General features: G+C 73.1%; 27 protein-coding genes. 7 read left to right on the forward strand and 20 right to left on the reverse strand.

The window, feature by feature from the left end; genetic code table 11:
- The first annotated feature begins 28 nt into the window (after positions 1-28).
- Genes V7E46_RS12240 through V7E46_RS12250 form a run of 3 tightly spaced genes read left to right on the forward strand, consistent with a single transcriptional unit; the run spans position 29 to position 2,360 of the window.
- Complete coding sequence (locus V7E46_RS12240) at positions 29-874, forward strand: GNAT family N-acetyltransferase (RefSeq protein ID WP_333768447.1); 846 nt, start codon at positions 29-31, stop codon at positions 872-874.
- Positions 875-878: 4 nt separating this feature from the next.
- Positions 879-1,541, forward strand: a complete 663-nt coding sequence (locus tag V7E46_RS12245; RefSeq protein ID WP_333768448.1) for an MOSC domain-containing protein — start codon at positions 879-881, stop codon at positions 1,539-1,541.
- 39 nt (positions 1,542-1,580) lie between these two features.
- Positions 1,581-2,360 carry an SDR family NAD(P)-dependent oxidoreductase gene (locus tag V7E46_RS12250; RefSeq protein ID WP_329175508.1) on the forward strand — a complete coding sequence of 260 codons (780 nt, stop codon included), beginning with the start codon at positions 1,581-1,583 and terminating at the stop codon, positions 2,358-2,360.
- A 68-nt stretch (positions 2,361-2,428) separates the two neighbouring features.
- On the opposite strand, the gene groL is transcribed toward V7E46_RS12250, so the two are convergent.
- Positions 2,429-4,051, reverse strand: coding sequence for a chaperonin GroEL (groL, locus tag V7E46_RS12255; protein ID WP_329175510.1), 1,623 nt, complete (start codon positions 4,049-4,051; stop codon positions 2,429-2,431).
- Positions 4,052-4,186: 135 nt separating this feature from the next.
- Positions 4,187-4,495 carry a co-chaperone GroES gene (groES, locus tag V7E46_RS12260; RefSeq protein WP_329175511.1) on the reverse strand — a complete coding sequence of 103 codons (309 nt, stop codon included), beginning with the start codon at positions 4,493-4,495 and terminating at the stop codon, positions 4,187-4,189.
- A 230-nt stretch (positions 4,496-4,725) separates the two neighbouring features.
- Here groES and V7E46_RS12265 point away from each other — a divergent pair, with 230 nt between their 5' ends.
- Positions 4,726-5,925 (forward strand): class I SAM-dependent methyltransferase, encoded by a 1,200-nt coding sequence (locus V7E46_RS12265; RefSeq protein ID WP_333768449.1) that lies wholly within the window; start codon positions 4,726-4,728, stop codon positions 5,923-5,925.
- Positions 5,926-6,062: 137 nt separating this feature from the next.
- Here the strand turns inward: V7E46_RS12265 and V7E46_RS12270 are convergent, their stop codons facing one another.
- The 5 genes from V7E46_RS12270 to tsaB form a co-directional block, all read right to left on the reverse strand.
- Positions 6,063-6,902 carry a polysaccharide deacetylase family protein gene (locus tag V7E46_RS12270; protein WP_333768450.1) on the reverse strand — a complete coding sequence of 280 codons (840 nt, stop codon included), beginning with the start codon at positions 6,900-6,902 and terminating at the stop codon, positions 6,063-6,065.
- Positions 6,903-7,004: 102 nt separating this feature from the next.
- Positions 7,005-7,277: a hypothetical protein gene (locus tag V7E46_RS12275; RefSeq protein ID WP_329175516.1), complete on the reverse strand. Its 273-nt coding sequence runs from the start codon at positions 7,275-7,277 to the stop codon at positions 7,005-7,007.
- A complete protein-coding gene (gene tsaD, locus V7E46_RS12280; RefSeq protein WP_333768451.1) occupies positions 7,274-8,425 on the reverse strand; it encodes a tRNA (adenosine(37)-N6)-threonylcarbamoyltransferase complex transferase subunit TsaD in 1,152 nt (383 codons plus the stop codon). The genes V7E46_RS12275 and tsaD overlap by 4 nt, the downstream gene beginning before the upstream one ends.
- Positions 8,418-8,891, reverse strand: a complete 474-nt coding sequence (rimI, locus tag V7E46_RS12285) for a ribosomal protein S18-alanine N-acetyltransferase (RefSeq protein WP_333768466.1) — start codon at positions 8,889-8,891, stop codon at positions 8,418-8,420. Before rimI ends, tsaD begins: the two co-directional genes overlap by 8 nt.
- Before the next feature lie 20 nt (positions 8,892-8,911).
- Positions 8,912-9,577 carry a tRNA (adenosine(37)-N6)-threonylcarbamoyltransferase complex dimerization subunit type 1 TsaB gene (tsaB, locus tag V7E46_RS12290; RefSeq protein WP_333768452.1) on the reverse strand — a complete coding sequence of 222 codons (666 nt, stop codon included), beginning with the start codon at positions 9,575-9,577 and terminating at the stop codon, positions 8,912-8,914.
- Positions 9,578-9,677: 100 nt separating this feature from the next.
- Between tsaB and V7E46_RS12295 the strand changes: the two genes are divergently transcribed.
- On the forward strand, positions 9,678-10,226 hold the full coding sequence (locus tag V7E46_RS12295) for a hypothetical protein (RefSeq protein WP_333768453.1): 549 nt from the start codon (positions 9,678-9,680) through the stop codon (positions 10,224-10,226).
- 93 nt (positions 10,227-10,319) lie between these two features.
- Here the strand turns inward: V7E46_RS12295 and V7E46_RS12300 are convergent, their stop codons facing one another.
- From V7E46_RS12300 to V7E46_RS12325, 6 genes are all read right to left on the reverse strand, one after another.
- Positions 10,320-10,460, reverse strand: coding sequence for a hypothetical protein (locus tag V7E46_RS12300; protein ID WP_333768454.1), 141 nt, complete (start codon positions 10,458-10,460; stop codon positions 10,320-10,322).
- Between the two features lie 144 nt (positions 10,461-10,604).
- Positions 10,605-11,147, reverse strand: coding sequence for a tRNA (adenosine(37)-N6)-threonylcarbamoyltransferase complex ATPase subunit type 1 TsaE (gene tsaE / locus V7E46_RS12305; protein ID WP_333768455.1), 543 nt, complete (start codon positions 11,145-11,147; stop codon positions 10,605-10,607).
- A gap of 11 nt (positions 11,148-11,158) precedes the next feature.
- Positions 11,159-12,403 carry an alpha/beta fold hydrolase gene (locus V7E46_RS12310; RefSeq protein WP_333768456.1) on the reverse strand — a complete coding sequence of 415 codons (1,245 nt, stop codon included), beginning with the start codon at positions 12,401-12,403 and terminating at the stop codon, positions 11,159-11,161.
- A gap of 4 nt (positions 12,404-12,407) precedes the next feature.
- Positions 12,408-13,550 (reverse strand): alanine racemase, encoded by a 1,143-nt coding sequence (gene alr / locus V7E46_RS12315; RefSeq protein ID WP_333768457.1) that lies wholly within the window; start codon positions 13,548-13,550, stop codon positions 12,408-12,410.
- Positions 13,551-14,139: 589 nt separating this feature from the next.
- Positions 14,140-15,567: an NAD(P)H-hydrate dehydratase gene (locus V7E46_RS12320; RefSeq protein WP_333768458.1), complete on the reverse strand. Its 1,428-nt coding sequence runs from the start codon at positions 15,565-15,567 to the stop codon at positions 14,140-14,142.
- 71 nt (positions 15,568-15,638) lie between these two features.
- Positions 15,639-16,007, reverse strand: coding sequence for a holo-ACP synthase (locus V7E46_RS12325; RefSeq protein WP_333768459.1), 369 nt, complete (start codon positions 16,005-16,007; stop codon positions 15,639-15,641).
- Positions 16,008-16,209: 202 nt separating this feature from the next.
- Here V7E46_RS12325 and coaA point away from each other — a divergent pair, with 202 nt between their 5' ends.
- Positions 16,210-17,184, forward strand: coding sequence for a type I pantothenate kinase (gene coaA, locus V7E46_RS12330; RefSeq protein ID WP_333768460.1), 975 nt, complete (start codon positions 16,210-16,212; stop codon positions 17,182-17,184).
- Positions 17,185-17,288: 104 nt separating this feature from the next.
- Here the strand turns inward: coaA and glmM are convergent, their stop codons facing one another.
- The 4 genes from glmM to V7E46_RS12350 all read right to left on the reverse strand — a co-directional run bounded on the left by glmM (position 17,289) and on the right by V7E46_RS12350 (position 21,792).
- The gene (gene glmM, locus V7E46_RS12335; RefSeq protein ID WP_329175535.1) at positions 17,289-18,647 is read right to left on the reverse strand and encodes a phosphoglucosamine mutase; all 1,359 of its coding nucleotides are present in this window, start codon (positions 18,645-18,647) and stop codon (positions 17,289-17,291) included.
- A 246-nt stretch (positions 18,648-18,893) separates the two neighbouring features.
- Positions 18,894-19,409 (reverse strand): 30S ribosomal protein S9, encoded by a 516-nt coding sequence (rpsI, locus tag V7E46_RS12340; RefSeq protein ID WP_329175537.1) that lies wholly within the window; start codon positions 19,407-19,409, stop codon positions 18,894-18,896.
- Positions 19,410-19,449: 40 nt separating this feature from the next.
- Positions 19,450-19,893, reverse strand: coding sequence for a 50S ribosomal protein L13 (gene rplM / locus V7E46_RS12345; protein ID WP_329175539.1), 444 nt, complete (start codon positions 19,891-19,893; stop codon positions 19,450-19,452).
- Between the two features lie 276 nt (positions 19,894-20,169).
- Positions 20,170-21,792, reverse strand: a complete 1,623-nt coding sequence (locus V7E46_RS12350; protein ID WP_329175541.1) for an ABC-F family ATP-binding cassette domain-containing protein — start codon at positions 21,790-21,792, stop codon at positions 20,170-20,172.
- A 122-nt stretch (positions 21,793-21,914) separates the two neighbouring features.
- On the opposite strand from V7E46_RS12350, the gene V7E46_RS12355 reads away from it, so the two are divergent.
- On the forward strand, positions 21,915-23,381 hold the full coding sequence (locus V7E46_RS12355) for a hypothetical protein (protein WP_333768461.1): 1,467 nt from the start codon (positions 21,915-21,917) through the stop codon (positions 23,379-23,381).
- 201 nt (positions 23,382-23,582) lie between these two features.
- On the opposite strand, the gene truA is transcribed toward V7E46_RS12355, so the two are convergent.
- The 3 genes from truA to V7E46_RS12370 form a co-directional block, all read right to left on the reverse strand.
- Positions 23,583-24,428, reverse strand: coding sequence for a tRNA pseudouridine(38-40) synthase TruA (gene truA, locus V7E46_RS12360; RefSeq protein ID WP_333768462.1), 846 nt, complete (start codon positions 24,426-24,428; stop codon positions 23,583-23,585).
- Between the two features lie 82 nt (positions 24,429-24,510).
- Positions 24,511-25,041: a 50S ribosomal protein L17 gene (rplQ, locus tag V7E46_RS12365; RefSeq protein WP_333768463.1), complete on the reverse strand. Its 531-nt coding sequence runs from the start codon at positions 25,039-25,041 to the stop codon at positions 24,511-24,513.
- A 222-nt stretch (positions 25,042-25,263) separates the two neighbouring features.
- Positions 25,264-26,286, reverse strand: coding sequence for a DNA-directed RNA polymerase subunit alpha (locus V7E46_RS12370; protein ID WP_033177813.1), 1,023 nt, complete (start codon positions 26,284-26,286; stop codon positions 25,264-25,266).
- Positions 26,287-26,392: the final 106 nt, after the last annotated feature.

A 26,392-nucleotide genomic window follows, 5' to 3' on the forward strand; every position in this document is an offset into this window, starting at 1 on the left:
CACCACCCCCCAGTGGTGAAATGCCCGGATGAACCCCGCAGAAGTCCTCGCCCTCTTCGACGCCCAGCTCCGCCGCGACGCGCCCCCGGAGACCCCCACCACCAGAATCGACCGCACGGCCGGCGTCGTACGCCAAGTGGGCGCCGCCCCCCACGATTGGTGCGGGATCCTGTGGTCCGACCTCGACGAGACCACCGCCGACGCGGCCATCGCCGCCCAACTGCACTGGCTGCGCACCGACCCCGAAGCCGCCGGCCGCGAATTCGAGTGGAAGACGTACTCCCACGACCTCCCGGCCGACCTCGGAGAGCGCCTGGCCGCGGCGGGCTTCGAGCCGGAGGCCCCGGAGACCCTGATGGTCGCCGAGATCGACGAGGTGGCCGAGCTCACGCGGGACGCCGCGCTGCCGGCAGGCATCCGGCTGGAGCCGGTGACCGACGCGGCGGGCGTCGAGATGGCCGCCGCCGTGCACGAGCAGGCGTTCGGCACGAGCGCGGAACGGCTCAGGGACCGGATGCTCGACCAGATCACCGAGCGCCGCGACACCGTGAGCATCGTGCTGGCGATGGCCGGCGACGTACCGGTGTGCGCGGCACGGATGGAGTTCTGCCCGGGCACGGCGTTCGCGGGGCTGTGGGGCGGCGGCACCGTCAAGGAGTGGCGCGGCAAGGGCATCTACCGGGCACTCGTCGCGCACCGGGCGCGTATCGCCGCTTCGCACGGGTACCGCTTTCTCCAGGTGGACGCGTCGGACGACAGCCGCCCGATCCTGCGGCGGCTCGGCTTCGCGGCGCTGAGCGTGACGACCCCGTACCTGTTCACGGCCCCGCCCCAGGCCGTGTCCACGGCCCCGCCCCGGGAAGAAGGCCGATGAGGCGATGAAGCTGCTGAGCGTCAACGTGGGCCGCCCGACGCCCAACCCGTGGAAGAAGCTCGCGGCGACCGGCATCGACAAGTGCCCGGTCGAGGGCAAGGTGGCGGTGAGGGCGCCGGGACCCAAGGGGACGGGGGCGGTCGGCCTGGCCGGGGACCGGGCGTACGACGTCAAGCACCACGGCGGCGACGACCAGGCGGTCTACGCGTACGCCCGCGAGGACCTGGACCGCTGGGAGCGGGAGCTGGGCCGCAGCCTGGGAAACGGCGCTTTCGGCGAGAATCTGACGACCACCGGCTACGACGTGAATTCCGCGCTGATCGGCGAGCGGTGGAAGGTCGGCGTGGCGGGGCCGCTGCTGGAGGTGTCCTGCCCGCGCATCCCGTGCGTGACCTTCGCCGGGTGGCTGGACGAGCACGGCTGGATCAGGAGATTCACCGCACGCGCGCTGCCCGGCCCGTATCTGCGGGTGATAGAGCCGGGCGAACTGGCCGCGGGCGACCGGGTGGAGGTCACGTACCGCCCGGCGCACGAGGTGACGGTGGAGCTGGCCTTCCGGGCGATGACCACGGAGTCGGAGCTGCTGCCGCTGCTGCTCGCCGCGGAGGCGCTGCCCGCGAAGGACCTGCGGGAGATCGGCGAGCGGCTGGCCAGGAATGACCGGTGAGGGACCACCGGTGACACGCCGTACGCCTACGCTGCCCGTATGACGACTTCCCTCATCACGGGTGCGACGGCGGGTATCGGTGCGGCATTCGCGCGGCGGCTGGCGGCCGACGGGCACGAGCTGGTGCTCGTCGCGCGGGACGGGGTGCGGCTCGCCGAGAGCGCGGTGGAGCTGCGCGAGCGGTACGGCGTCGAGGTCAAGGTGGTGCAGGCCGACCTGACGACGGACGCGGGCATCTCCGCGGTGGAGGCGCGGCTGCGGGACAGCGGCCTGCCCGCGGTCGACGTCCTGGTCAACAACGCCGGCTTCGGCAACCGCCAGCGCTTCCTCGACGCGCCCCTGGCCGACGAGCTGCGCATGCTCACATTGCACTGCGAGGCGGTGCTGCGGCTCACCGCCGCTGCCGCCGAGGGCATGCGGGACCGGGGCCGCGGCACGGTGATCAACGTGGCGTCGGTCGCGGCTTTCATGCCGCGCGGCACGTACGCGGCGAGCAAGGCGTGGGTGGTGCGCTTCACCGAGGGCGCCGCCCTCGACCTGCGCGGCACCGGCATCCGCTTCCTCGCGCTGTGCCCGGGTTTCGTGCGCACCGAATTCCACGAGCGGGCCGGTATGAACGCGGAACGGCTGCCGGACTGGGCGTGGCTCGACGCGGACAAGGTGGTGGGCGCGGCGCTCCGCGACCTGGCGCGGGGCCGGGTCGTGAGCGTGCCCGACGCCCGCTACAAGGCGGCCGTCGGCTTCGCGCGGCATGTCCCGTCGCGCCTGTTCGGCGCGCTGTCCGCCGGCGCGAGCCGCCGCTACGACCCGAAGTTGTAGGCGCGGCACAACGGCCGGCGCCCGCCGCCCCGGGAGGGGTGGCGGGCGCCGGCACGAAAAGCGGGAGATCAGTGCGAGTGGCTGTGGCCGCCCGCGCCGCCCTCCGGCTCCTCTTCCTTCTTCTCCACGACCAGCGTCTCGGTGGTCAGCAGCAGCGAGGCGATGGAGGCGGCGTTCTCCAGGGCCGAGCGGGTGACCTTGACCGGGTCGATGACGCCGGCCTTGACCAGGTCGCCGTACTCGCCGGTGGCCGCGTTGAAGCCGTGGCCCTTGTCCAGCTCGGCGACCTTGGCGGTGATGACGTAGCCCTCGAGGCCGGCGTTCTCGGCGATCCAGCGCAGCGGCTCGACGGCGGCGCGGCGGACGACGGCGACGCCGGTGGCCTCGTCACCCTCCTTGCCCAGGTTGTCGGCGAGCACCTTGACCGCGTGCACGAGGGCCGAGCCACCGCCGGAGACGATGCCCTCCTCGACGGCGGCGCGGGTCGCGGAGATCGCGTCCTCAAGGCGGTGCTTCTTCTCCTTGAGCTCGACCTCGGTGGCCGCGCCGACCCGGATGACGCAGACGCCGCCGGCCAGCTTGGCCAGCCGCTCCTGCAGCTTCTCGCGGTCCCAGTCGGAGTCGGTGGTGCCGATCTCCGCCTTGATCTGGTTGACGCGGCCGTCGATCTCGGCCTTGTCGCCCGCACCGTCGACGAGCGTGGTCTCGTCCTTGGTGATGGTGGCGCGGCGGGTGGTGCCCAGCAGGTCGAGACCGGCCTGGTCGAGCTTGAGGCCGACCTCCTCGGCGATGACGGTCGCACCGGTGAGGGTGGCGATGTCGCCGAGCATGGCCTTGCGGCGGTCACCGAAGCCGGGCGCCTTGACCGCGACGGCGTTGAACGTGCCGCGGATCTTGTTGACGACCAGGGTGGAGAGCGCCTCGCCCTCGACGTCCTCGGCGATGATGAGCAGCGGCTTGGACCCGCCGGACTGGATGATCTTCTCCAGCAGCGGCAGCAGGTCCTGGATCGAGGAGATCTTGCCCTGGTGGATCAGCACGTACGGGTCGTCGAGGACGGCCTCCATACGCTCCTGGTCCGTGACGAAGTACGGCGAGAGGTAGCCCTTGTCGAAGGCCATGCCCTCGGTGAACTCCAGGTCGAGGCCGAAGGTGTTCGACTCCTCGACGGTGATGACACCGTCCTTGCCGACCTTGTCCATCGCCTCGGCGATCAGCTCGCCGACCTGCTTGTCCTGCGCGGACAGCGCGGCGACGGCCGCGATGTCCTCCTTGCCCTCGATGGCGCGCGCGGTGGCCAGCAGCTCCTCGGAGACCGCCTTGACGGCCGCGTCGATGCCCTTCTTGAGCGAGGCGGGGGACGCGCCGGCCGCCACGTTCCGCAGGCCCTCCCGGACCAGCGCCTGGGCGAGCACCGTCGCGGTGGTGGTGCCGTCACCCGCGATGTCGTTGGTCTTGGTCGCCACCTCCTTGACGAGCTGGGCGCCCAGGTTCTCGTACGGGTCCTCCAGCTCGACCTCACGGGCGATGGTGACGCCGTCGTTGGTGATGGTCGGCGCACCGAACTTCTTGTCGATGACGACATTGCGGCCCTTGGGGCCGATGGTCACCTTCACGGTGTCGGCGAGCTTGTTGACGCCGCGCTCCAGGGCGCGACGGGCGTCCTCGTCGAACTTAAGAATCTTGGCCATGCCTGCGAACTACCTCGTCTACTCGTCTAATCACGTCGTCACGGACGGTAAGGACGGCGAAAGAAACCGCCCCGGGGTCCCGGCCTCAAGGACACGGACTCCCGGGGCGGGATCACGGCTGGTGCAGCCGGGGATTTACTTCTCGACGATCGCGAGAACGTCGCGGGCCGAGAGGACGAGGTACTCCTCGCCGCTGTACTTGACCTCGGTGCCGCCGTACTTGCTGTAGAGCACGACGTCGCCCACGGAGACGTCGAGCGGCAGCCGCTTGCCGTCCTCGAAGCGGCCCGGGCCCACAGCCAGGACGACGCCCTCCTGGGGCTTCTCCTTGGCGGTGTCCGGGATGACCAGGCCGGAGGCCGTGGTCTGCTCGGCGTCGAGCGGCTGGACCACGATGCGGTCCTCAAGCGGCTTGATGGCAACCTTGGTGCTGGCGGTCGTCACGATCCGACCTCCCCCTTCAAAGGGCTCACGGGAGTGTCTGTCTGGGTCGGCGACCTGGTAGGCCCGTCGTCGCGGGTGCCGGACCTGCCCGTCGCTGTTTGTCTGGCACTCAGCGGTGCCGAGTGCCAGAAGTGAGACTAGGACGGCTTTAGCACTCGGTCAAGCGGAGTGCCAGCCGCGCGCCGCCGTCCGGGGTCGGCGTCCCCCTTCCGCGGGGGGAGAATGGGCGCGTGACGCCCGAGGATCTTGAGGGACTGCTGACCGCGGAGGGCCAGAACCTGCTGGCGGGGCTGCGGGAGCACGACCCCGTGGACGACCTGGCGGCGGCCACCAGGCTGCGGCGTACGCACGACGCGGGGCTGGTCGCCGCCGCGCTCGGCCAGGCGCGGCTGCGGCAGCGGGCGGTGGCGAAGTTCGGCGCGGCCGACGCGCACCGGATGTACTTCACGCCGCATGGCCTCGAACAGTCCACCCGCGCGTCGGTGGCGGCCCACCGGGCGCGCAGGTTCGCCGCGTTCGGGCCGGCGGCGGTGGCCGACTTGTGCTGCGGCGTCGGCGGCGACGTCCTGGCCATGCTGCGGGCCGGCCTGTCCGTGACGGCCGTCGACCGCGACCCGCTGACCTGCGCGGTGATCACGGCGAACGCCGCCGCGCTGGGCCTGGCCGACCGCCTTGAGGTCAGGTGCGCGGACGTGACGGACGTCGGCACGGGCGGCCTCGACGGGGTGTTCGTGGACCCGGCCCGGCGCACCGCCCGGGGCCGGGTCTTCGACCCCGAGGCGTATTCGCCGCCGCTGTCGTGGGCGCTGCACGCGGCGGCCACCGGTTCACCCGGAGCGGTGAAGGTCGCCCCCGGCATCCCGCACGAGGCGGTGCCGCCCGCCGCGGAGGCCGAGTGGATCTCGGACGGCGGCGACGTCAAAGAGGCGGTGCTGTGGTTCGACGGCCGCGGCGACCGCGTACGCCCCGGCGCCCGCCGCGCGACCCTGCTGCCCTCGGGTGCCACGCTCACCGGGCGCGGCCTGCCCGACCCCCCGGTGCGGCCGGTCGGGCGCTACCTCTACGAGCCGGACGGCGCCGTCATCCGCGCGCATCTGGTGGCCGAGGTCGCGGAGGAGCTGGACGGCGGCCTGATCGACCCGACGATCGCGTACATCACCTCCGACGAGCGGCGGGCGACGCCATATGCGACGGCGTACGAGATCACCGATGTGCTGCCGTTCGGCCTGAAACGGCTCAAGGCGCTGCTGCGGGAGCGCGGGGTCGGCGTCCTGACGGTGAAGAAGCGCGGGTCCGCGGTGGATCCGGAAGACCTCCGCCGCCGGGTGCGGCCCCAGGGCCCGCACTCCGCCACGGTCTTCCTCACCCGCACCGCCGGCGCCCCGTCCATGCTCCTGGGCCACCCGGCCGCGGCGGGGGGTGCCCCGTAGGGGCGCGGGGAACCGCGCGAGGAACCGCCCACCGGCCGGTGGTCCGGACGCGACAGCGACAGCCCCTGTCACCCCGTGGCGACCCGCACCCCGTCGACGGCTGGTCGGACCGTTCCCCGCCCCCCCCCGGCCGGTCGTCAGACGTAGTCCTCCAGCCGGGCGAGGGTGAAGCCCTGCGAGGCGACCTGCCGCAGCAGGTTGGCCGTCATCACCGTCATCGTCTCCCCCTTGAGCTGCGACGGGCCGCGGAAATGCGCCAGGATGATGTCACCGGGGTGGAATTTCTTGTCGGGGCGCTGGAATTGCACCTTCTTGATCTGCATCGACTCCCGCCAGAGAATCATCGCCCGCAGGCCGCCGCAGGATTTCACCGCGGCCCGCGTGGCGTCGTTGTAGTTCCCGTAGGGCGGCCGGAAGAGCCCGGGAGCGGTCCCGTATTCCCGGGTGAGTTTCGTCTGCTGCGTGCAGATCTCGTGCTTCTGCTGCGCCAACGACTTGGTGTGCAGGTCAGGGTGGCTGAGCGTGTGGTTCTGTATCGAATTGCCCAGCGCCTGGAGCGGCCGGAAGAAGCCGTAGTCGTTCTTGATGATGTCGTCGGTCAGGAACATCGTGAACGGGATTTTGAGGTCCCGCATCATCGCGACGAATTTCGGGTCCTTCTCGGCGCCGTCGTCGAAGGTGAGAAACACGATCTTCTGGCTGGTCGGTATGTCGCTGACCGCCGGTATCTTTCCGTCGCCGGTGCGTATCGGCTTGACGGCGGGCGGGGCGGGGGGCGGCGGGAGCAGCGGGATGCCCCATTTGCGGAAGGCGGCGGCCCGGTCGTCGGCCGGGGACGGCTTCGCGGCGGGGCTCGTGGCGGCCGTCGTGGCGTCCCTGGAGGCCGGGGAGCCCGCGGGGGTACCCCCGGAGCAGCCGGCGGTGAACAGCAGGCCCAGGAGCAGGAGGAGGGCGGTTTTCCCGCGGTGTGCGCGCATGGGGGAGGGACCCTACGTCGTCGGTGCTGCAACGTCATGGAGCGAGCGCGCGGCGCGGACTGGGGGTGGTCGGCCGCGCGCTCACCCAGGACGAGTGCTTTTTCAGCCCGCGGGTTCCACCGCGACCGACGAGAAGCGCCATCGGTGCACCTCGCGCCGCACCAGACCGGCGTCCGGCGCCGGCAGGTCCGGCAGGTCCGCGTCGTATCCGGCGGCCCACCAGGTCAGCACCAGGACGCGGTCACCGGGTGCGGTGAGGAACTCGCGCCGCAGGAAGCCGCCGGGCAGCGCGGCGGCGGCCTCCCGCGCCCAGGCGAGGAGTTCGCCGCCGCGGCCCTTGGCGGCGGCGGCCTCCCACATCAGCGTGACGGTCATCCGTAGAGGTTGTCCTTGCTCAGCTCGTGCACATGGTCGTGGCTCAGCCCGTGCGCGTGACCGTGCGCAGACCCGTGCGCGTGAGCGTTGGCCGGCTCGTGCGTGTGGCCGGGCACGGAGACCTCGGTCACCGGCAGCGAGGAGTCCGCCGGGAGGTCGAGGGTGGACGCGGGGCGGCCCCTGGCCACCATCTCGGCGCCCAGCGCCGCCACCATCGCCCCGTTGTCCGTGCAGAGCCCGGGCCGGGGCACCCGCAGCCGGATGCCGGCGTCCTCGCAGCGCTCCAGGGCCAGCGAGCGCAGCCGGGAGTTGGCGGCCACTCCGCCGCCGATCATCAGATGGTCGACGCCGTTGTCCTTGCAGGCCCTGATCGCCTTGCGGGTCAGCACGTCGGCCACCGCCTCCTGGAAGGACGCGGCCACGTCGGCGATCGGCACGTCCTCGCCGTCCCTGCGGCGGGCCTCGACCCAGCGGGCCACGGCGGTCTTGAGGCCGGAGAAGGAGAAGTCGTAGCGCGGGTCGCGCCCGCCGGTCAGGCCGCGGGGGAAGGCGATGGCGGCGGGGTCGCCCTCGCGGGCGCGGCGGTCGATCGCGGGACCGCCGGGGAAGCCGAGCCCGAGCACCCGGGCGACCTTGTCGAAGGCCTCGCCCGCCGCGTCGTCGATGGTGGCGCCCAGCGGCCGTACGTCGCCGGTGATGTCGGGGGCCAGCAGCAGCGAGGAGTGGCCCCCGGAGACCAGCAGCGCCATCGTCGGCTCGGGCAGGGCGCCGTGTTCGAGCTGGTCGACGCAGATGTGCGAGGCGAGGTGGTTGACCCCGTAGAGCGGCTTGCCGAGCGCGTACGCGTACGCCTTCGCCGCCGACACCCCGACCAGCAGCGCGCCCGCCAGCCCCGGGCCGGCGGTCACGGCGATGCCGTCGAGGTCGCGGGCGCTCACCCCGGCCTGTTTCAGCGCCCGCTGGATGGTGGGGACCATCGCCTCCAGGTGGGCGCGGCTGGCGACCTCGGGGACGACGCCGCCGTAGCGGGCGTGCTCGTCGACGCTGGAGGCGACCGCGTCGGCCAGCAGGGTGTGCCCGCGGACGATGCCGACGCCGGTCTCGTCGCACGAGGTCTCGATGCCGAGCACTAGGGGTTCGTCAGCCATGGATTTCCTCAGCCAGGTTCTGTGCCGGGTCGGCGCGGCGCATGACGAGCGCGTTGACGTTGCCCGGCTGGTAGTAGCCCTTGCGGATGCCGATCGGCTCGAAGCCGAAGCGGGTGTAGAGCCGCTGGGCGCGGGCGTTGTCGACCCGCACTTCGAGCAGCACCTCGTGGCATTCCGCGGCGGTCGCGGCCCGCAGCAGGGCGGTGAGCAGCAGGGCGCCGAGCCCGGTGCCCCAGTGGTCGCGCGCGGCGGCGATGGTCTGGACGTCGCCGGTGCCCGCGACCGCCGCGAGCCCGGCATAGCCGACGATCCGGCCCTCGGGTGTCTCCGCGACAACGTACGTACGCGTCGCGGCCGGGTGCCTGGCGTCGGCGAGTTCCGACCAGAACATGCCGCGGGACCAGGCGTCGTCGGGGAAGAGGGCGTGTTCGAGGGCGATCACCCGGTCCAGGTCCCACCAGCGCATGTCGCGCAGGACGGCATCGCTCACTTCGGCAGGACCGCCTTGTATCCCGCGGGCACCTGGGCGTCGGGGCGGCGCAGGTAGAGCGGCAGCGCGGGGGCGAAGGCCTCGCCCGCGGCCAGCCGGCGGGCGGCGAGCGCGGCGAGCGAGCCGGCCGACTGGTGGGCGGGGTCGGGGCGGTGGCCGGGGAAGGCGTCCGGGTAGAGCGCGGCGCCCGCGCCGACCGCGGGCAGCGCCCGTACGTCGGCGGGCAGGTCCGCGGCCCGGCCCACGGCGGGTTCGGTGACGCGGACGGCGGGGCCGTCGTAGCGAGCCCAGTAGACCTCTTTGCGGCGCGCGTCGGTGGCGACGGTGAACGGCCCTTCGAGACCGGCCTCGCCCGCCGCCCAGGCGAGCCCGTCCAGGGTGCACACGCCGTGCACGGGGACGTCCAGGGCGTCGCCGAAGGACGCGGCGGTGACCAGGCCGACCCGCAGCCCGGTGTAGGGGCCGGGGCCGACGCCGACGACGATGCCGGTGACCTCGGCGAGCGTACGGCCCGCGGCGGTCAGGACCCGGTCGACGGCGGGCACGAGCAGCTCGCCGTGCCTGCGCGCGTCGACCACCGTGGACTCGGCGAGCACCCGCTCCCCGTCGTGCAGGGCGGCGGTGACGGCGGGCGTGGCGGTGTCGAAGGCAAGCAGCAGCACGCCCCCAGGGTACGGGCAGCGTCCGTGCGTACGCGGCGGTGGTCGCCGCGGCTGCTACCGTCAACCGGGAGCGAGCGCGCAACCCGACCGGAGGACACCCGTGGCAATAAAAGCCGGCACCCTCGTCTCGGGACTGACCGCGGCGGCCCTGGTGGTGATCGCGGTCCTGGCCGCGCAGGCGTCGGGATCCGCGCCGAAGACCCCGGCGGCCGGGCATTCCGCCAGCCCGCCGAAGAAGTCGGCCCCGGCCAAGCCCACCCCGAGGACGTATCCGCTGCCGCTGCACTCGGGCATAGGAAAACGCGTCGTCTACAGCCTCTCGGGGCAGCGGGTGTGGCTGGTGGACGACGGCAACAGGGTGCTGCGCACCTATCCGGTGGTCCCGGGCAACGTGGCACCCGCCAAGGGGCTGCACCACGTGTTCTTCCGGCGCGCCGCAGGCGTCGGCGGCGACGGCAAGCCGGTCGAGCACACCGTGCTGTTCGCGATGACCGGCGGTGTCAACGTCGGATTCAGCGCGGCCGTGGACGGTTCGCTGACCAAGCCGGACCCGGCGAAGCAGACCGCGGCGATCCGGGCGTCCCGCGCCGACACCACCGCGCTGTGGCAGATGGCGACCATGGGCAGCGCCATCGACGTGATGCCCTGAGCGCCTTCCCGGCGCGTGCAGCGGGCACGGCGATGTCCTGCGGCCTCGCGGACGTCACGCATTGCCGCGCCCGCGGGGATTCACCCGTTCGCGCTATGCCGCGTCCTCCTCGGGGACGGTAGGCCGAGGCGTGGCGGGCGGCGGGGTGGAGATCCTGCGGGCCGCCTCCGCGGCGGCCAGCAGGTCGCGGAAGGTGGGGGCGGGCCGCGATTCGGGCTGGTCGTGGGCCGACATGGTGCCTCCCCGAGCGGTGGAAGTTAGGCAGCCCTAAGCGGGCGCCCGGAACCAGGACACCACGGGTGCCGGTCCCTGCGCAACATCTTCCCGACAGCCTGTCGGTTCAAGCCCCGCCGCCTTCCGTGCGGCGCCGCCGCGCGCTCACGCCTCCAGCTGCGCCAGGTCCGTGGCGGCCCAGCGCGGGCCGATACCGCTCACCGTCACCACCCGGGCGTCGTCGTCGGCGTCGGGCGTGGAGCCGACCGTGCGCTCGATGACCACCTGGAGGCGGGTTTCGGACAGCTCCTCGACCTTGCCCTCGCCCCATTCGACGACCACCACCGACTCGGGCAGCGACACATCGAGGTCCAGGTCCTCCATCTCGTCGAGGCCGCCGCCGAGGCGGTAGGCGTCCACGTGGACCAGGGCGGGGCCGCCGGTCAGCGAGGGGTGGACGCGGGCGATGACGAAGGTCGGCGAGGTGACGGCGCCGCGTACGCCCAGGCCCTCGCCCAGGCCCCGGGTCAAGGTGGTCTTGCCCGCGCCGAGTTCGCCGTTGAGCAGGACCAGGTCGCCGGGCCCGAGCAGCGCGGCGAGGCGCCGCCCCAGGTCACGCATGCGCTCGGCGGTACGTACGGTGATCCGGACCGCGGCGGGAATCCGGTTCTGCGTGCCCGCGGGATACGGGTTGTGCGGTGTGCCCATGACCGCGAAGCCTACGCGCCGCCCGCCGCGGGCCGCCCGCCGCCGGCCACGGCGTCGCCCGCCGTCGCAAGCTCGCGCAGCCCGTCGGCGACCGGCGCCTGGACCGAATCCGAGGCCTGCGCGATCAGCAGCGCGAGGGCGGGTATGACCAGTTCCGGCCGTTCGAATATCACCAGGTGCCCGGCGCCCGGCACGATGACCAGCTCGGCCTCCGGCAGCTTCTCGGCGATCTCGGTGCTGTGCGCGCTGGGCGTCAGCAGGTCCTTGTCCCCGGCCAGTACGAGCCCGGGCAGCCCGTCGAGAAGGGCGAGCGAATCGCCCTTCTCGTGCTCGGTGAAGGCCGGGTAGAACTCGGCGACCACGTCGATCGGCGTCGACTCGATCAGCCGCTCGGCGAACCGCCCGACCGCGGGGTCCACGTCGGAGCCGAACGAATAGCGCTTGATGATCCCGGCGAACAGCTCCGCGGTGGCCCGGCGCGCCCGCTCCACCAGCTCGGCCTGGCTGCCCATGATCCTCAGCAGCCCCGGCGCGACCGCGCGGAAGGCCCGCGCGCCGACCGCGGGCAGCCCGAGGGTGACCGCGGCCAGCTTGCCCGACGAGGTCGAGATGAAGCCGACCCCGGCGATCCGCTCGCGCACGTAGTCGGGGAACTGCTCGGCGAAGGCCATCACCGTCATACCGCCCATCGAGTGCCCGACCAGCACCACGGGGCCTTCAGGGACGGCCGCGTCCAGTACGGCCCTGAGGTCGCGGCCGAGCTGGTCGATGGTCGCCGGACCGCCCGCCATCTGGTCCCGGCCGCGCTCGCTGCGGCCGTGGCTGCGCTGGTCCCAGTAGACGGCGCGGACCGTGCCGCGCAGGGCGGCCCGCTGGAAGTGCCAGGAGTCCTGGTTCAGGCAGTAGCCGTGGCAGAAGACCACGGTGACCGGCAGCGGCGCCGGGCCGCCCGGCGCCGTACCCGCGCCCCTGCGGCCGCGCAGCCAGCCGCGCCGGGACGGCTCGGCCGGCTCGGGGGCCGCCGCGTCCTCGGTCTCGTAGTACAGCTCGGTGCCGTCCTCCGCGGCCACGGTGCCCGCCGCCCCGCGCAGGCTGCCGTACGGGCCCGTCGCGTCCAGCGCCAGCTGCGCCTTGCGGCGTACGCCCCGGCCGACGGTGACCCGCTCGATCGCCAGCCCGGCGGCGGCACCCGCGGCCACCACGCCGATCGCGGCGCCGAACAGCCCGGCCCGCTCCCACTTCGCCCCGTCAGCCACCGGCTCAGCCACTCTCCCCGTACACCCGCGGCACCCGGCCGCCGATCCGCGAGACGATCTCGTACGCGATGGTGCCGGACGCCCGCGCCCAGTCCTCCGCGGTCGGCTCGCCCCGGTCGCCGGGGCCGAACAGCAGCACCTCGTCACCCGCCGCCGCGGCATCGCCGCCGAGGTCCACCACGAACTGGTCCATCGCCACCCGTCCCGCCACCGTCCGCCACTTCCCGGCCACCAGCACCGGGCCCACGCCGGACGCATGCCGCGGCACACCGTCTGCGTACCCCAGCGGGACCAGCGCAAGCGTCGTCGGACCCGGCGTCACATAGTGGTGGCCGTAACTGACCCCGTGGCCGCCGGGCACCGCCTTGACCGACGCCAGCCGGGCGGCCAGCGTCATCACCGGCCGCAGCCCGAAGTCCTCGGGGCCGCCGACCTGCGGCACCGGGGAGATGCCGTACATGGCCACGCCGGGCCGCACCAGGTCGAAATGCGACTCGGGCAGCGTCAAGGTGCCGGGCGAATTGGCGATGTGCCGCACTTCCGGGTCCAGGCCGGCGTCGGCCGCCTGCGCCAGCGCGGTGCGGAAGACGCCGAGTTCACGCTCGATCGAGGGGTGCCCGGGCTCGTCGGCGCAGGAGAAGTGCGCCCACAGGCCGGTGACCCGGATCAGCCCGGTCTTCTCCGCCGCCCTGGCCGCGGCGGTCAGCGCGGGCCACTCGGCGGGCTGCGCCCCGTTGCGCCCGAGGCCCGCGTCGACCTTGAGCTGTACGCGCGCGGTGCGGCCCGCGGCCCGCGCCGCCGCCACCACCTCGTCCAGCGCCCATCGCGCGCTGACGGTCACGTCGATGTCGGCCTCGACGCAGTCGCGCCAGGGCCCGCCCGGGGTCCACAGCCAGCACAGCACCCTGCCGCCGACGCCTGCCGCGCGCAGCGCCAGCGCCTCCTCGGGCGTGGCCACGCCCAGCCAGGTGGCGCCGCCCTCGATCGCGGCCCGCGCGCACGGCACCATGCCGTGGCCGTACGCGTCGGCCTTCACCACCGCCATGAAGGCCGCGGCGGGGGCCTTCGCCCGCAGTGCCTCGACGTTCGCTCGCAGCGCGCCCAGGTCGATTCGTGCGCAGGCACGCCCGTTCGTCATGTCGTTCATCCAGGTCAGTGTCTCAGGCGTGCGGTGCGCTCGCGCTTGGCGCCTCGCTGGACCAAGGGGGTGCCCCTTGCGGCCCTCTCCCTACCCGCGGCTGCGGCGGGGCCTGAGCGCGCAGTTCCCCGCGCCCCCGGGGTGGTGGCCGTCCCGTCCCCACACGACGGTCCGCCATGGCTGGTCGCGCAGTTCCCCGCGCCCCCGGGTGATGGCCACTTGCGGTGGCGTCGCCTGCCTGCGGCTGCGTCGTGGTTGCCCGCGCAGTTCCCCGCGCCCCTGGAAGGGGCGCCCTCTGCGGCAGAGGAGGCGTCTTCCGCAGGAACGCACCCTCTACGGCAGAGGAACTGTGCCCCAAAGGGGCGCGAGGAACTGCGCGCGCAACCACCACGGCGGGAAAGAAACACCGCCGCAGCAAGTGGCAACCCCTCGGGGGCGCGAGGAACTGCGCGACAAGCCACGACGCACCGCAAGGTGAACGCCCACCGCAAGTGGCACCCGCCCAGGGGCGGCGCGGGGAACCGCGCGACCAGCCTCCCGCCGGGCCGCAGGCGGCGGGCCGGCGCAAGTGGCAACCCCCCACCGCCGCACGCAGCGGTCAGCTGCGCCAGGCCGCCGGGATGGACTCGGCCACATCCATCGCCGTGAGAGGCCCCTCGGTGAGGCGGGCCGCCAGACCGTGGAGGTAGGCGCCGACCGAGGCGGCGTCGCGGGCCGCGAGGCCGGCCGCCAGGAGGGAGCCGGTGAGGCCGGAGAGGATGTCACCGCTGCCCGCGGTGGCGAGCCACGCCGTACCGGTGGGGTTGACGCGGACGGGGCCGCCGTCCGGCGCCGCAACAAGCGTGGTGGAGCCCTTGAGCAGGACGGTGGCGCGGTAGGCCGCGGAGAGGGCGCGTACGGCGTCCAGGCGGGCCGCCTCGATGTCCTCGCGGGGCCGCCCGAGAAGCGCCGCCGCCTCCCCGGCGTGCGGGGTGAGCACGGTCGGCGCGGTCCGGGCCGCGACCGCCTCGCGGCTCAAGAGGCGCAGCCCGTCCGCGTCGACGAGGACGGGCACATCGGAGTCCAGGACTTCCGCGACCGCGGCCCTGGCGTCGGCGGAGTCGCCGAGCCCGGGTCCGACGACCCAGGCCTGCACGCGGCCCGCGTCATGCGGGGAGCCGGTGGAGACCAGCGTCTCGGGGTGCCGGGCCAGAACGGCGGCGGCCCCGCCGCCGACGTAGCGGACAGCCCCCGCGCCGCCGCGAATGGCGCCGGAGACGGCGAGCACCGCGGCGCCCGGGTAGCGGTCGGAGCCGGCGACGACGCCCACGACCCCGCGCCGGTATTTGTCGCTCTCCCCGCTCGGCCGCGGCAGCAGCGCGGCCACGCCGGCGTGCTGGAGCGCTTCGACCGCGGGCGCGCCCAGGTCCGCGTCCAGGCCGATGTCGATGAGCCGCAGGGCGCCCGCGAGCCCGGCGGCGGGGTCGATGAGCAGCCCCGGCTTGTACGTGCCGAAGGTGACGGTGACATCGGCGTGCACGGCCTCCCCCGCGACCTCGCCGGTGTCGGCGTCGACCCCGCTGGGCAGGTCGACGGCCACGACCGCGGCCCGCGCGTCGTAGGCGGCCCGCATCAGGTCCGCGGCCTGCGGGCGCAGCCCGCCCTTGCCGCCGATGCCGACGACGCCGTCGTAGACGAGGTGGGCGCGGGCGACGGCCGCGAGCCCGGCGTCCGCTTCCGCGACCCGGCCGCCGGCGGCCCGCAGCGCCGCGAGCCCGCCGGCGTGCGCCCGCTCGGGCGACAGCAGCACCGCGGTGACCCCCGCGCCGCGCCGCGCCAGCCGCGCCCCGGCGTAGAGCGCGTCGCCGCCGTTGCTGCCGCTCCCGGCGAGCACGACGACCCTGGACCCGTACACCCGCCCGAGCACATCGGCACCGACCGCCGCGAGCCCGGCGGCGGCCCGCTGCATGAGCGCCCCTTCCGGCAGCCGCGCCATGAGCGCGCCCTCCGCGTCCCGTACGGCCTGCACCGTGTGCGCGTACCTCATCGCGAAACCCTCCCGTCGGCCCTGCGTTCGACGATACGTACCCGCTGCCGCCCCGGCACCCCGGCCCCGGGTCAGCCCTCCGCGATCACCACGGCCGAGGCGACGCCCGCGTCATGGCTGAGGGACAGGTGCCAGCTGCGGACGCCGAGTTCGGCCGCGCGGGCGGCGACCGTACCGGTGACCGCCAGCGACGGGCGGCCCGAGGGCTCGGTGGAGACCTCGGCGTCGAGCCAGACCAGTCCCGGCGGCGCGCCGAGCGCCTTGGCCAGCGCCTCCTTGGCCGCGAAACGGGCCGCGAGGGAGGCAGGGCCGCGCGGGTCGCCGGAGGGCAGCCGCAATTCCGCGGGTGTGAAGAGGCGTTCCGCCAGGCCCGGGCTGCGCTCCAGGGCGGCGGCGAAACGGTCGATCTCGGCGACGTCGATGCCGACCCCGACGATCATCGGACCACCGCCACGAGGTCCGCGCGGCACGGCCGCGTCCGCCTGGCCGCCGCAAAGTCCCGCCCGGTGCACTCCGCATCGCCGCACATGCGCCCAGCTTAGGCCGCGCCCGCCGCCCGCCCGCCGCCGTGCGGCACCGGCGCACACCGTGCACGCCCGCGTAAGCCCACCGCCGCACCGCCGCCCGAGGCGCCCTGCGAGGATGCTCACCGTGACCACCACGCCGACCGCGCCCGCCAGCCCCTTCGTCGACCTGACGAGGGAGCAGTGGAGCGCGCTGCGCGACCGCACCCCGCTGCCGCTGACCGCCGAGGAGGTGGAGCGGCTGCGCGGGCTCGGCGACGTCATCGACCTGGACGAGGTGGTGGACGTCTACCTGCCGCTGTCCCGGCTGCTGAATCTCTACGTGGCCGCGCACAGCGGCCTGCGCGGCGCCCTGAACACCTTCCTGGCCGGCGCGGCGGGCGGCCCGCAGCCGGGCACACCGTTCGTCATAGGCGTGGCCGGGAGTGTGGCGGTGGGCAAGTCCACCACCGCCCGGCTGCTCCAGGCGCTGCTGGCGCGCTGGCCCGAGCACCCGCGGGTCGAGCTGGTCACCACCGACGGCTTCCTGCTGCCCAACGCGGAATTGCTGCGGCGCGGCCTGATGTCGCGCAAGGGCTTCCCCGAGTCGTACGACCGGCGCGCGCTGACCCGCTTCGTCGCCGACGTGAAGTCCGGCAAGGCCGAGGTCACCGCGCCGGTCTACTCCCACCTCTTCTACGACATCGTGCCCGGCGAGCTGCTCACCGTCCGCAGGCCCGACATCCTCATCGTCGAGGGCCTCAATGTGCTCCAGCCCGCGCTGCCAGGGCAGGACGGCCGCACCAGGGTCGGGCTCGCCGACTACTTCGACTTCAGCGTCTACGTCGACGCCCGCACCGAGGACATCGAACGGTGGTATCTCGGCCGGTTCCGCAAGCTGCGCGAGACCGCGTTCCAGAACCCGGACTCGTACTTCACGAAATACACCCGGGTGGCCGAGGACGAGGCGATGGACTACGCCCGGATGGTCTGGCAGACCGTCAACCGGCCCAACCTCGAACAGAATGTGCTGCCGACCCGCAGCCGGGCGACGCTGGTCCTGCGCAAGAACCAGGACCACAAGGTGCAGCGGCTGTCCCTGCGCAAATTGTGACGCCTGCGAGAGCCGTCACCTGGTGACGGCGAGCCGAGCCCGGCCCAGCTCCGCCCGGACCGCCCCGCGCGGGAGGCGCGGGACGGGTGCAGGCGTGACGCCGCTCAGCCCAGCGAGGACTTCACCACGTCCGCGAGGCGGCCCGCGACCGATCTCGCGTGGTCGATGTCGGCGGCCTCGACCATGACGCGGACCAGCGGCTCGGTCCCGGAGGGCCGCAGCAGCACCCGCCCGGTCGCGCCCAGCTCCGCCTCCGCCTCCGCGACGGCCGCGACCAGCTCGGGCGCGGTGGCCGCCCGGCTCCTGTCGACGTCCGGCACATTGATCAGGACCTGCGGCAGCCGCTGCATGACCGCGGCGAGGTCGGCCAGCGGGCGGCCGGTCTCCATCACCCGGGCGGCCAGCAGCAGCCCGGTCAGGGTGCCGTCGCCGGTGGTGGCGTGGTCGAGCACGATGACATGGCCCGACTGCTCGCCGCCGAGGGCGTAGCCGTGCTCCTTCATCGACTCCAGGACGTAGCGGTCACCGACCGCGGTCTGCACCAGGGTGATGCCCTCGCGCTCCATGGCCAGCTTGAAGCCCAGGTTGGACATGACCGTGCCGACGACGGTGTTGCCGCGCAGCTCGCCCCGCTCGTGCAGTGCCACCGCCAGGATCGCCAGGATCTGGTCGCCGTCGACCTCCTCGCCGGCCGCGTCCACCGCGAGGCAGCGGTCGGCGTCGCCGTCGTGCGCGATGCCGAAGTCGGCGCCCTGCTCCACGACGGCGGCCTTGAGCAGGTCCAGATGGGTGGAGCCGCAGCCGTCGTTGATGTTGAGGCCGTCGGGCTTGGCGCCGATCGTGACGACCTCGGCGCCGGCCCGCGAGAACGCCTCGGGCGACACCCAGGACGCGGCGCCGTGCGCCTCGTCGAGGACGACCTTGAGCCCGTCGAGGCGGTTGGGCAGCACGCCGATGAGGTGGGCGACGTACTGGTCGAAGCCCTCGTCGTAGTCGCGCACCCGGCCCACGCCCGCGCCGGTGGGCCGCAGCCAGGGGGCGCCGGTGCGGTGCTCCTCGTAGATCTTCTCGATCTGGTCCTCGAGGTCGTCGTCCAGCTTGTGGCCGCCGCGGGCCAGGAACTTCACCCCGTTGTCGGGCATCGCGTTGTGGCTGGCGGACAGCATCACGCCGAGGTCGGCGCCCAGCGCACCGGTGAGATACGCCACCGCCGGGGTGGGCAGCACACCGACCCGCAGGACGTCCACGCCCGCGCTCGCGAGGCCCGCCACGACGGCGGCCTCCAGGAATTCGCCCGAGGCGCGCGGATCGCGCCCGACCACCGCGACCGGCCGGTGCCCGGCGAAGGTCCCCGCTTCCGCCAGAACGTGCGCCGCCGCGACCGACAGGCCCAGCGCCAGCTCGGCGGTGAGGTCCGCGTTGGCGATACCGCGGACCCCGTCGGTGCCGAAGAGTCGTCCCACTGTGTGTCCTCCGATGCGATACGGCGGCTCTGCCGTCGCGGCCGTGCCCGGCCGTACTCATGTACGCAGGTGCCGTGCGCGGTGTCCCGGCCGCGCACCTGCTTGGTGCATGACGCTTGGCGCCCTGTACTTGGTTGTACCAGTCGTATCACCACAGATATACGACGGCGGCGCCACATGCGAACGCCCCGGAGGCAATGGTGTGCCTCCGGGGCGTTGTGCAGCGGCAACGGCGTGCCGGTGCGACTAGCGCTTGCTGAACTGCGGCGCCTTGCGGGCCTTCTTCAGACCGGCCTTCTTCCGCTCGACCGCACGGTCGTCACGGGTCAGGAAGCCGGCCTTCTTGAGCGGGCCGCGGTTGTTGTCGACGTCGGCCTCGTTCAGCGCACGGGCGACACCGAGGCGCAGCGCACCGGCCTGGCCCGAGATGCCGCCGCCGCTGATGCGGGCGATGACGTCGTAGCGGTTGTCGAGTTCGAGCACCTTGAAGGGCTCGTTGACTTCCTGCTGGTGCACCTTGTTCGGGAAGTAGCCCTCAAGGGTGCGGCCGTTGATCTTCCACTTTCCGCTGCCCGGGACGATCCGGACGCGGGCGATGGACTGCTTGCGGCGGCCGGTGCCGGCAGCCGGCTGCGGGTCGCCGAAGCGCGAGGCGAGCGACTCGGAGGTGTACTCCCCCTCGACGGCCTCGGACTCGAAGGTGGTGATCTCCTCGAAAGGCTCGTCGCCCTCGATGACGGTCTCGGCAGTGGTCTCAGCCACGATTCTCCTCAGGTTCTTTCTGGTAGCTGGTGGCCGGGAACTACTGCGCGACCTGGGTGATCTCGAACGGCACCGGCTGCTGGGCAGCGTGCGGGTGCTGGTCGCCCGAGTAGACCTTCAGCTTGGAGAGCATCTGACGGCCCAGGGTGTTCTTCGGAAGCATGCCCTTGACGGCCTTCTCGACGGCCTTCTCGGGATTCTTCTCCAGCAGCTCGTCATAGCGCACGGAACGCAGACCGCCCGGGTAACCCGAGTGGCGGTAGGCCATCTTCTGGGTCCGCTTGTTACCCGAGAGGTGGACCTTGTCGGCGTTGATGATGATGACGAAGTCGCCGGTGTCGACGTGGGGCGCGTAGATGGGCTTGTGCTTGCCCCGCAGAAGGGTGGCGGCCTGAGTGGCCAGACGGCCCAGGACAACGTCCTGCGCGTCGATGACATGCCACTGGCGCTGGACATCGCCGGGCTTGGGGCTGAACGTACGCACGGTCGTAGCCTTCGCTTCTTCTCAGTAGTGGTTTCCCCTGACCCGCCGCGAGGGCGGTGGGGAAGGGTCCTGACAAGGCCACCCGGACGATCACGACAGCCATGGCCGCATACGGGGACGCAACCCGTCTGCCTGCCGCTGGTCATCGGCCCGGTGGACCGGCGTAAGGGCCCCTCACGTGAGATAGAGCAAGCCAATACGCATAACGAACCCGAAGAATACCCGGGCGGCCCCCGGCGGGTCAAAACGCGTGTGCGGCCCCGGCCGTGGACCCCCTCACCGTTCGCGCTCCACGCGGCGCTCGTCCCACACCGGAGCGGCCGTCTCGCGGACCAGCCCGTCGGAGCCGAAGACCAGGTAGCGGTCGAAACTGCGGGCGAACCAGCGGTCGTGCGTGACCGCCAGCACCGTACCGTCGTAGGCCTCCAGGCCCTCCTGGAGGGCTTCCGCGCTCTCCAGGTCGAGGTTGTCCGTCGGCTCGTCCAGCAGCAGCGCGGTCGTGCCCTCCAGCTCCATCAGCAGGATCTGGAAGCGGGCCTGCTGCCCGCCGGACAGCTTGTCGAAGGGCTGGTCGCCCTGCCGTTCCAGTTCGTACCGGCGCAGCACCGACATCGCCCGCCCGCGGTCCCTGGCGTGCTCGGTCCACAGGATGTCCACCAGCGGGCGCCCGCGCAGCTCGGGGTGCGCGTGGGTCTGCGCGAAGTGGCCGGGCACGACCCGGGCGCCCAGCTTGTACGTGCCCTTGTGCGCCACGCCCGTGTCCCCCGCCAGCAGCCGCAGGAAATGCGACTTGCCCGAGCCGTTCGAGCCGAGCACCGCGACCCGCTCGCCGTAGAAGACCTCCAGGTCGAAGGGTTTCATCAGGCCGGTCAGCTCCAGCTTCTCGCAGGTCACCGCCCGTACACCGGTCCTGCCGCCCTTGAGCCGCATCCTGATGTCCTGCTCGCGCGGCGGCTCCTGCGGGGCGCCCGCGTCCTCGAACCGCTTCAGCCGGGTCTGCGCCGCGTGGTAGCGCGAGGCCATGTCGGGGCTGTTCGCCGCCTGCTGCCGCAGCCGCAGCACCATCGCCTTGAGCTTGGCGTGCTCCTCCTCCCAGCGGCGGCGCAGTTCCTCGAAGCGGGCGAAGCGCTCCTTGCGGGCCTCGTGGAAGGTGTCGAAACCGCCGCCGTGCACCCAGGTCGTGGACCCGGTCGGCCCGGTCTCCACGCTGACGATCTTCTCCGCGGTACGCGACAGCAGCTCGCGGTCGTGGCTGACGAACAGCACGGTCTTGCGGGTGGCGGCGATCTGCTCCTCCAGCCAGCGCTTGCCCGGCACGTCCAGGTAGTTGTCCGGCTCGTCGAGCAGCAGCACCTCGTCGGGACCGCGCAGCAGCGCCTCGAGCACCAGCCGCTTCTGCTCGCCGCCGGACAGCGTCTTGACCTCGCGCCACTGCGCCCGCTCGTACGGGACGCCGAGCGCCGCCATCGTGCACATGTCCCACAGCGTCTCGGCCTCGTAGCCGCGCGCCTCGGCCCAGTCGCCCAGCGCGTGCGCGTACGCCATCTGCGCCGGCTCGTCGTCCTGCGCCATGATCGCCAGCTCGGCCGCGTCCACCGCCTCCGCGGCCTCGCGGATCCGCGGGTGCGCCACCGACACCAGCAGGTCGCGTACGGTCCTGTCGTCCCGGACGCTCCCGATGAACTGCCGCATCACGCCGAGGCCGCCGCTGACGGTGACCCCGCCGCCGTGCGGCGCGATCTCCCCCGAGATCAGCCGCAGCAGCGTGGTCTTGCCCGCGCCGTTCGGCCCGACCAGCGCCACGGCCGCGCCGTCGCCGACGCGGAACGAGACGTCGCCGAGCAGCGCCCGCCCGTCCGGCAGGTAATACTCCAGGTGCGCTGCTTCCACATGTCCCATGGCCTCAATTCTCCCGTGCGGCCCGAACCCGCCCAACCCGTTTTCCCGGGACGGTCGTACCAACCCCGCGGGCCGCTGCCCGCGGTACACCGGGGACCCGCACCGGCAATATGATGCGCGACATGACCGATGGCCCCGGGCAGCAGCCGCCGCAGGAACCGCGCAGGAACGCCGCAGACGGCGAGCGCGAAGTGCTGGAGGGACGCGTCATCCCCTCCCGCGGGCACTCCCAGCGGGACGCCGACCCCCGCCGGCAGTTCCGTCGGCAGTCCCCGCCGCCGCAGGCCCCCGAGCCGGGCCCCGCGTGGTCCCCGCAGGCCGACGCCGCCGCGCAGGCCGCGTCCCAGGCGCAGCCCCAGGGCGGCCAGCCGTGGTCCTCCGCCCCGGACCAGCCCGCCGCCCTCGACCTGACGGGCCGGCCGGAACCGGCGGCCCAGATCATCCCGGCGCAGAACTGGTCGCCCCCGCAGCAGGCGCTGGGGCCGCAGCAGCCGTACGCGGGCCAGCAGAGCCCGGCGCAACCGCAGGCCTACGGCGACGAGCAGGCGCCCCCGCAGCAGCCCCAGCCCCGGGCTCACAGCGGCCAGGCGCCCGCCCAGCAGCAGCCCCAGCCGCAGCCGTACGCGGGCCGGCAGGCGCCCGCACAGCCGCAGGGGCCGGCCCCGCAGCAGCAGGCACCCGCGGCCCAGGGCGGCGGCGCAGGGCACGTACCGTTCGCCGGCGGTCCTGCACCGCGGCCGACGCCTCCGGCGCGGACACAGCCGCAGGCAGAGCCACGGCACGCGGGCGGCGGGGCCGGCACGCCGGACTGGACCGCGCTCGCCGAGCGGCAGGAGGCGACCGGCGCGCGCCGCCGCCGGGTCCTGATGCTCACCGGCGGGATCGTCGCCGTCGCCGTGATAGCCGGCGTCGTGGCCACCGCGGTCGTCATGTCCGGCAAGAGCGACGGCAAGCCGTCGGCGGGGCCGTCCTCCGCCACGAGCAGCACCGCGAGCCAGCAGCCGCTGCCCCCCGCGCCGTCCTTCTCCTCGGTCGCCCCTCCCCCGCCGGTCGATCCGCGTGACTACCTCAACACCGCCGCCAAGGACAAGGCGCCGCTCACCCCTGAATCCCTCTTCCCCGGCAAGCAGTTCGTCTGGAAGGGCCGTACGTACGTCAAGACGGCGACCGACGTCACGGCCTCCTGCGCGAAGAACGCCAGGCAGGCCGTCGCGACGGCCCTCAGCGCCAACGGCTGCCAGAAGCTGGTACGCGCCACGTACACGCAGGGCGGGCTCGCCGTGACGGTCGGCGTCGCCGTCTTCGCGGACGACACGCACGCGAAGAAGGTGCGGGGGGTCTCGCAGTACCTCGCCCCGCTCAACGGCGGGGGCGTCGCCGACTTCTGCCGGGCGGTGCGGTGCCAGATGACGGCGAACTCCGTCGGGCGTTACGCGTACTTCGCCATCGCGGGCTTCAAGAACGGAACGACGCTGGCGGCGAACGACACGGTGGGGAAGCAGGCGGCGAACGACGCGTCTGATTTTGCGTTCAGCCGCATCGTGCAGCGCGGCAAGGACGCTGCCGCGGCCGATCCGACCAGGAAGTAGTCCCCCCGGCCTGCCTCTGCGGGCCGCTCCGGCCTTGCGCCGGTGGGGGCCGGCCGCGCAGTTCCCCGCGCTCCTGATGGTCGCCCTCTACCGCGGCGGACGAGCCCCGTGGGGACGCGGGGAACTGCGCGAAGCGCCACGGGCGGCGGCACGGGCGCCAAGAAAGGGGAAGGGGCATCCCCTCAGTCGAGGCGTGACCGGCTAGGCGCAGCCCGGCAGCGTACGCAGGTTGCGGGCCTCGCGGCTGCGGGCCGCGAGGAGTTCATCGGCCGGGTAGCCGACCTCCTCCAGGGTCAGCCCGTGCGGCCGTACGACATTCACCGCGGAGTGCCGCACCCGTCCGGCCAGGACCTCCGCCGGGAAGGCGACCGGCCGGTGCCCGTCCCCGACCAGGATCATCGCCCCGACCAGCGCCCGCACCATGTTGTGGCAGAAGGCGTCCGCCCTGACCGTGGCGACGGCGACGCCGTCGCGCGCCCGCTCCCAGCGCACATCGAGCAGCGTGCGGATCGTCGTCGCACCCTCGCGCTTCTTGCAGTACGCCGCGAAGTCGTGCTCCCCGAGCAGCAGTTGCGCGGCGGCGTTCATGGCGTCGACGTCCACCGGCCGGTCGTGCCACAGCACATGCCCGCGCAGCAGCGGATCGACCCCGCCGGGGTGGTCGCCGACCCGGTAGGCGTACCGGCGCCAGATCGCGGAGAAGCGCGCGTTGAAGCCGGAGGGCGCCTCGCTGACGCCGAAGACGCGGACGTCCCAGGGCAGGCGTCCGGCCAGCCGCCTGCGCAGCTTGTCGCGCTCGGCGTCCCACACCTCGGTCGGCAGGTCGACGTGCGCGACCTGGCCGCGCGCGTGGACGCCGGCGTCGGTGCGGCCGGCCACCGTCAGCTCGACGGGCCCCGGCAGCCGCAGGACCGTGGTGATCGCCGACTCCAGCTCGCCCTGGACCGTACGGCGGGTGCGCTGCTTGGCCCAGCCGGAGAAGTCGGCCCCGTCGTATGCCAGGTCGAGCCGGACCCGTACGAAACCGGGTGCAGCGTCGTCGCTCACGCGTAGCTCCTCAACCGTGGGGAAGCGGAAGGACCCGCACCCCCAGGGGGTACGGGTCCGCCCGTAGAACCTGTCGGACGCCTCAGGCGTCCTTGGCCTCGTCCGACTCCTCGGCGTCCGCCGCCGCGTCAGCGGGCTTGGCGTCCTCGACGGCCTCGTCCTTCTTGAGGTCGGCGATGGCGTCGTCGCCCGCGGTGTCCTTCGCGGAACGCTTCGTCGCGGCCTCGGCCTCACCGACAGCGGACTGCTGCACGGTCAGGGCCTCGACCAGCTCGATGACCGCCATGGGCGCGTTGTCGCCGCGGCGGGGGCCGATCTTGGTGATCCGGGTGTAGCCACCCGGGCGGTTCTCGTACCGCGGGCCGATCTCGGTGAAGAGCGTGTGCACGATGCTCTTGTCCGTGATCGTCTGCAGCACCTGGCGACGGTTGTGCATGTCGCCCTTCTTCGCCTTGGTGATCAGGCGCTCCGCGACCGGGCGCAGCCGGCGCGCCTTGGCCTCGGTGGTGGTGATGCGGCCGTGCTCGAAGAGCGCCTTCGCGAGGTTCGCGAGAAGCAGCTTCTCATGCGCGGCGCTGCCGCCCAGACGGGCACCCTTGGCGGGCTGAGGCATGGTCTTTCTCCTTCTACGCTGCACCGGCCGTGTCAGGTACCGATGTCAGTGCGAACTGGCGGCTGCCAGCTCGTAAGCCCCGGGGCGCGCCCCGGAAGTCCTGCGATTGTCCCGGACTTGTGCCCGGGCGCCCCCTCAGGGCGCGTTCTCTGCGGTAGCGGTTCCCCCGCGGCAGCGGACCGCAGCGGGGGAACCGCGTACACCTGGCCGACCCCGGAGGGATCAGTACTGCTCGGTCTCCACGAAGCCGGCGTCGACGTCGTCGTCGGCGCCGAAGGCGTCGGCGGCGGCGGTCGGGTCGAATCCGGGCGGGCTGTCCTTGAGGGCCAGGCCCATGCCGGCCAGCTTCGCCTTGACCTCGTCGATCGACTTCGCACCGAAGTTGCGGATGTCGAGCAGGTCCGCCTCGGAGCGTGCGACGAGCTCGCCCACGGAGTGGATGCCCTCGCGCTTGAGGCAGTTGTAGGAGCGGACGGTGAGTTCCAGCTCCTCGATCGGCAGCGCCAGATCCGCGGCCAGGGCGGCGTCCGTGGGGGACGGGCCCATGTCGATGCCCTCGGCGTCGACGTTCAGCTCGCGGGCCAGGCCGAACAGCTCGACCAGGGTCTTGCCCGCCGACGCCATGGCGTCCCGCGGGCGCATGGCCTGCTTGGTCTCGACGTCGACGATCAGCTTGTCGAAGTCGGTGCGCTGCTCGACCCGGGTCGCCTCGACCTTGTAGGTGACCTTGAGCACCGGGCTGTAGATGGAGTCGACCGGGATACGGCCGATCTCCTGGCCCTGCTGCTTGTTCTGCACCGCGGAGACGTAGCCGCGACCGCGCTCGACGGTCAGCTCCATCTCCAGCTTGCCCTTGGCGTTGAGCGTGGCCAGGACCAGGTCGGGGTTGTGCACCTCGACACCGGCCGGGGGCGCGATGTCGGCGGCGGTGACGACACCCGGACCCTGCTTGCGCAGGTACATCACGACCGGCTCGTCGTGCTCCGAGGAGACGACCAGCTGCTTGATGTTGAGGATGACGTCGGTCACGTCCTCCTTGACGCCCGGCACGGTGGTGAACTCGTGCAGGACACCGTCGACCCGGATCGAGGTGACCGCGGCACCCGGGATCGAGGACAGGAGAGTACGGCGGAGCGAGTTGCCGAGGGTGTAGCCGAAGCCCGGCTCAAGCGGCTCGATCACGAACCGTGAGCGGAATTCGTCGACGACCTCTTCGGTCAACGAGGGACGCTGAGCAATCAGCATGTTCGTGGGTCCTTCTGTCGTGGGCGCCCGCTATTTGACGCCCCCTGTTACTACGAGGGTACGGGCGGCACGGCGGAACCGTCGTAACGGCAGCCGTACCGCCCGT

Source organism: Streptomyces sp. IBSBF 2435 (assembly GCF_036815005.1).
GTDB lineage: Bacteria > Actinomycetota > Actinomycetes > Streptomycetales > Streptomycetaceae > Actinacidiphila.

What these genes read in the sequence shown, in the direction of transcription:
- V7E46_RS12240 (WP_333768447.1), top strand. Translation starts at nt 29, where the DNA reads ATGAACCCCGCAGAAGTCCTCGCCCTCTTCGACGCCCAGCTCCGCCGC.
- V7E46_RS12245 (WP_333768448.1), top strand. Translation starts at nt 879, where the DNA reads ATGAAGCTGCTGAGCGTCAACGTGGGCCGCCCGACGCCCAACCCGTGG.
- V7E46_RS12250 (WP_329175508.1), top strand. Translation starts at nt 1,581, where the DNA reads ATGACGACTTCCCTCATCACGGGTGCGACGGCGGGTATCGGTGCGGCA.
- groL (WP_329175510.1), bottom strand. Translation starts at nt 4,051, where the DNA reads ATGGCCAAGATTCTTAAGTTCGACGAGGACGCCCGTCGCGCCCTGGAG.
- V7E46_RS12270 (WP_333768450.1), bottom strand. Translation starts at nt 6,902, where the DNA reads ATGCGCGCACACCGCGGGAAAACCGCCCTCCTCCTGCTCCTGGGCCTG.
- V7E46_RS12275 (WP_329175516.1), bottom strand. Translation starts at nt 7,277, where the DNA reads ATGACCGTCACGCTGATGTGGGAGGCCGCCGCCGCCAAGGGCCGCGGC.
- tsaD (WP_333768451.1), bottom strand. Translation starts at nt 8,425, where the DNA reads ATGGCTGACGAACCCCTAGTGCTCGGCATCGAGACCTCGTGCGACGAG.
- rimI (WP_333768466.1), bottom strand. Translation starts at nt 8,891, where the DNA reads ATGCGCTGGTGGGACCTGGACCGGGTGATCGCCCTCGAACACGCCCTC.
- V7E46_RS12300 (WP_333768454.1), bottom strand. Translation starts at nt 10,460, where the DNA reads ATGTCGGCCCACGACCAGCCCGAATCGCGGCCCGCCCCCACCTTCCGC.
- tsaE (WP_333768455.1), bottom strand. Translation starts at nt 11,147, where the DNA reads ATGGGCACACCGCACAACCCGTATCCCGCGGGCACGCAGAACCGGATT.
- alr (WP_333768457.1), bottom strand. Translation starts at nt 13,550, where the DNA reads ATGAACGACATGACGAACGGGCGTGCCTGCGCACGAATCGACCTGGGC.
- V7E46_RS12320 (WP_333768458.1), bottom strand. Translation starts at nt 15,567, where the DNA reads ATGAGGTACGCGCACACGGTGCAGGCCGTACGGGACGCGGAGGGCGCG.
- V7E46_RS12325 (WP_333768459.1), bottom strand. Translation starts at nt 16,007, where the DNA reads ATGATCGTCGGGGTCGGCATCGACGTCGCCGAGATCGACCGTTTCGCC.
- coaA (WP_333768460.1), top strand. Translation starts at nt 16,210, where the DNA reads ATGCTCACCGTGACCACCACGCCGACCGCGCCCGCCAGCCCCTTCGTC.
- V7E46_RS12350 (WP_329175541.1), bottom strand. Translation starts at nt 21,792, where the DNA reads ATGGGACATGTGGAAGCAGCGCACCTGGAGTATTACCTGCCGGACGGG.
- V7E46_RS12355 (WP_333768461.1), top strand. Translation starts at nt 21,915, where the DNA reads ATGACCGATGGCCCCGGGCAGCAGCCGCCGCAGGAACCGCGCAGGAAC.
- rplQ (WP_333768463.1), bottom strand. Translation starts at nt 25,041, where the DNA reads ATGCCTCAGCCCGCCAAGGGTGCCCGTCTGGGCGGCAGCGCCGCGCAT.
- V7E46_RS12370 (WP_033177813.1), bottom strand. Translation starts at nt 26,286, where the DNA reads ATGCTGATTGCTCAGCGTCCCTCGTTGACCGAAGAGGTCGTCGACGAA.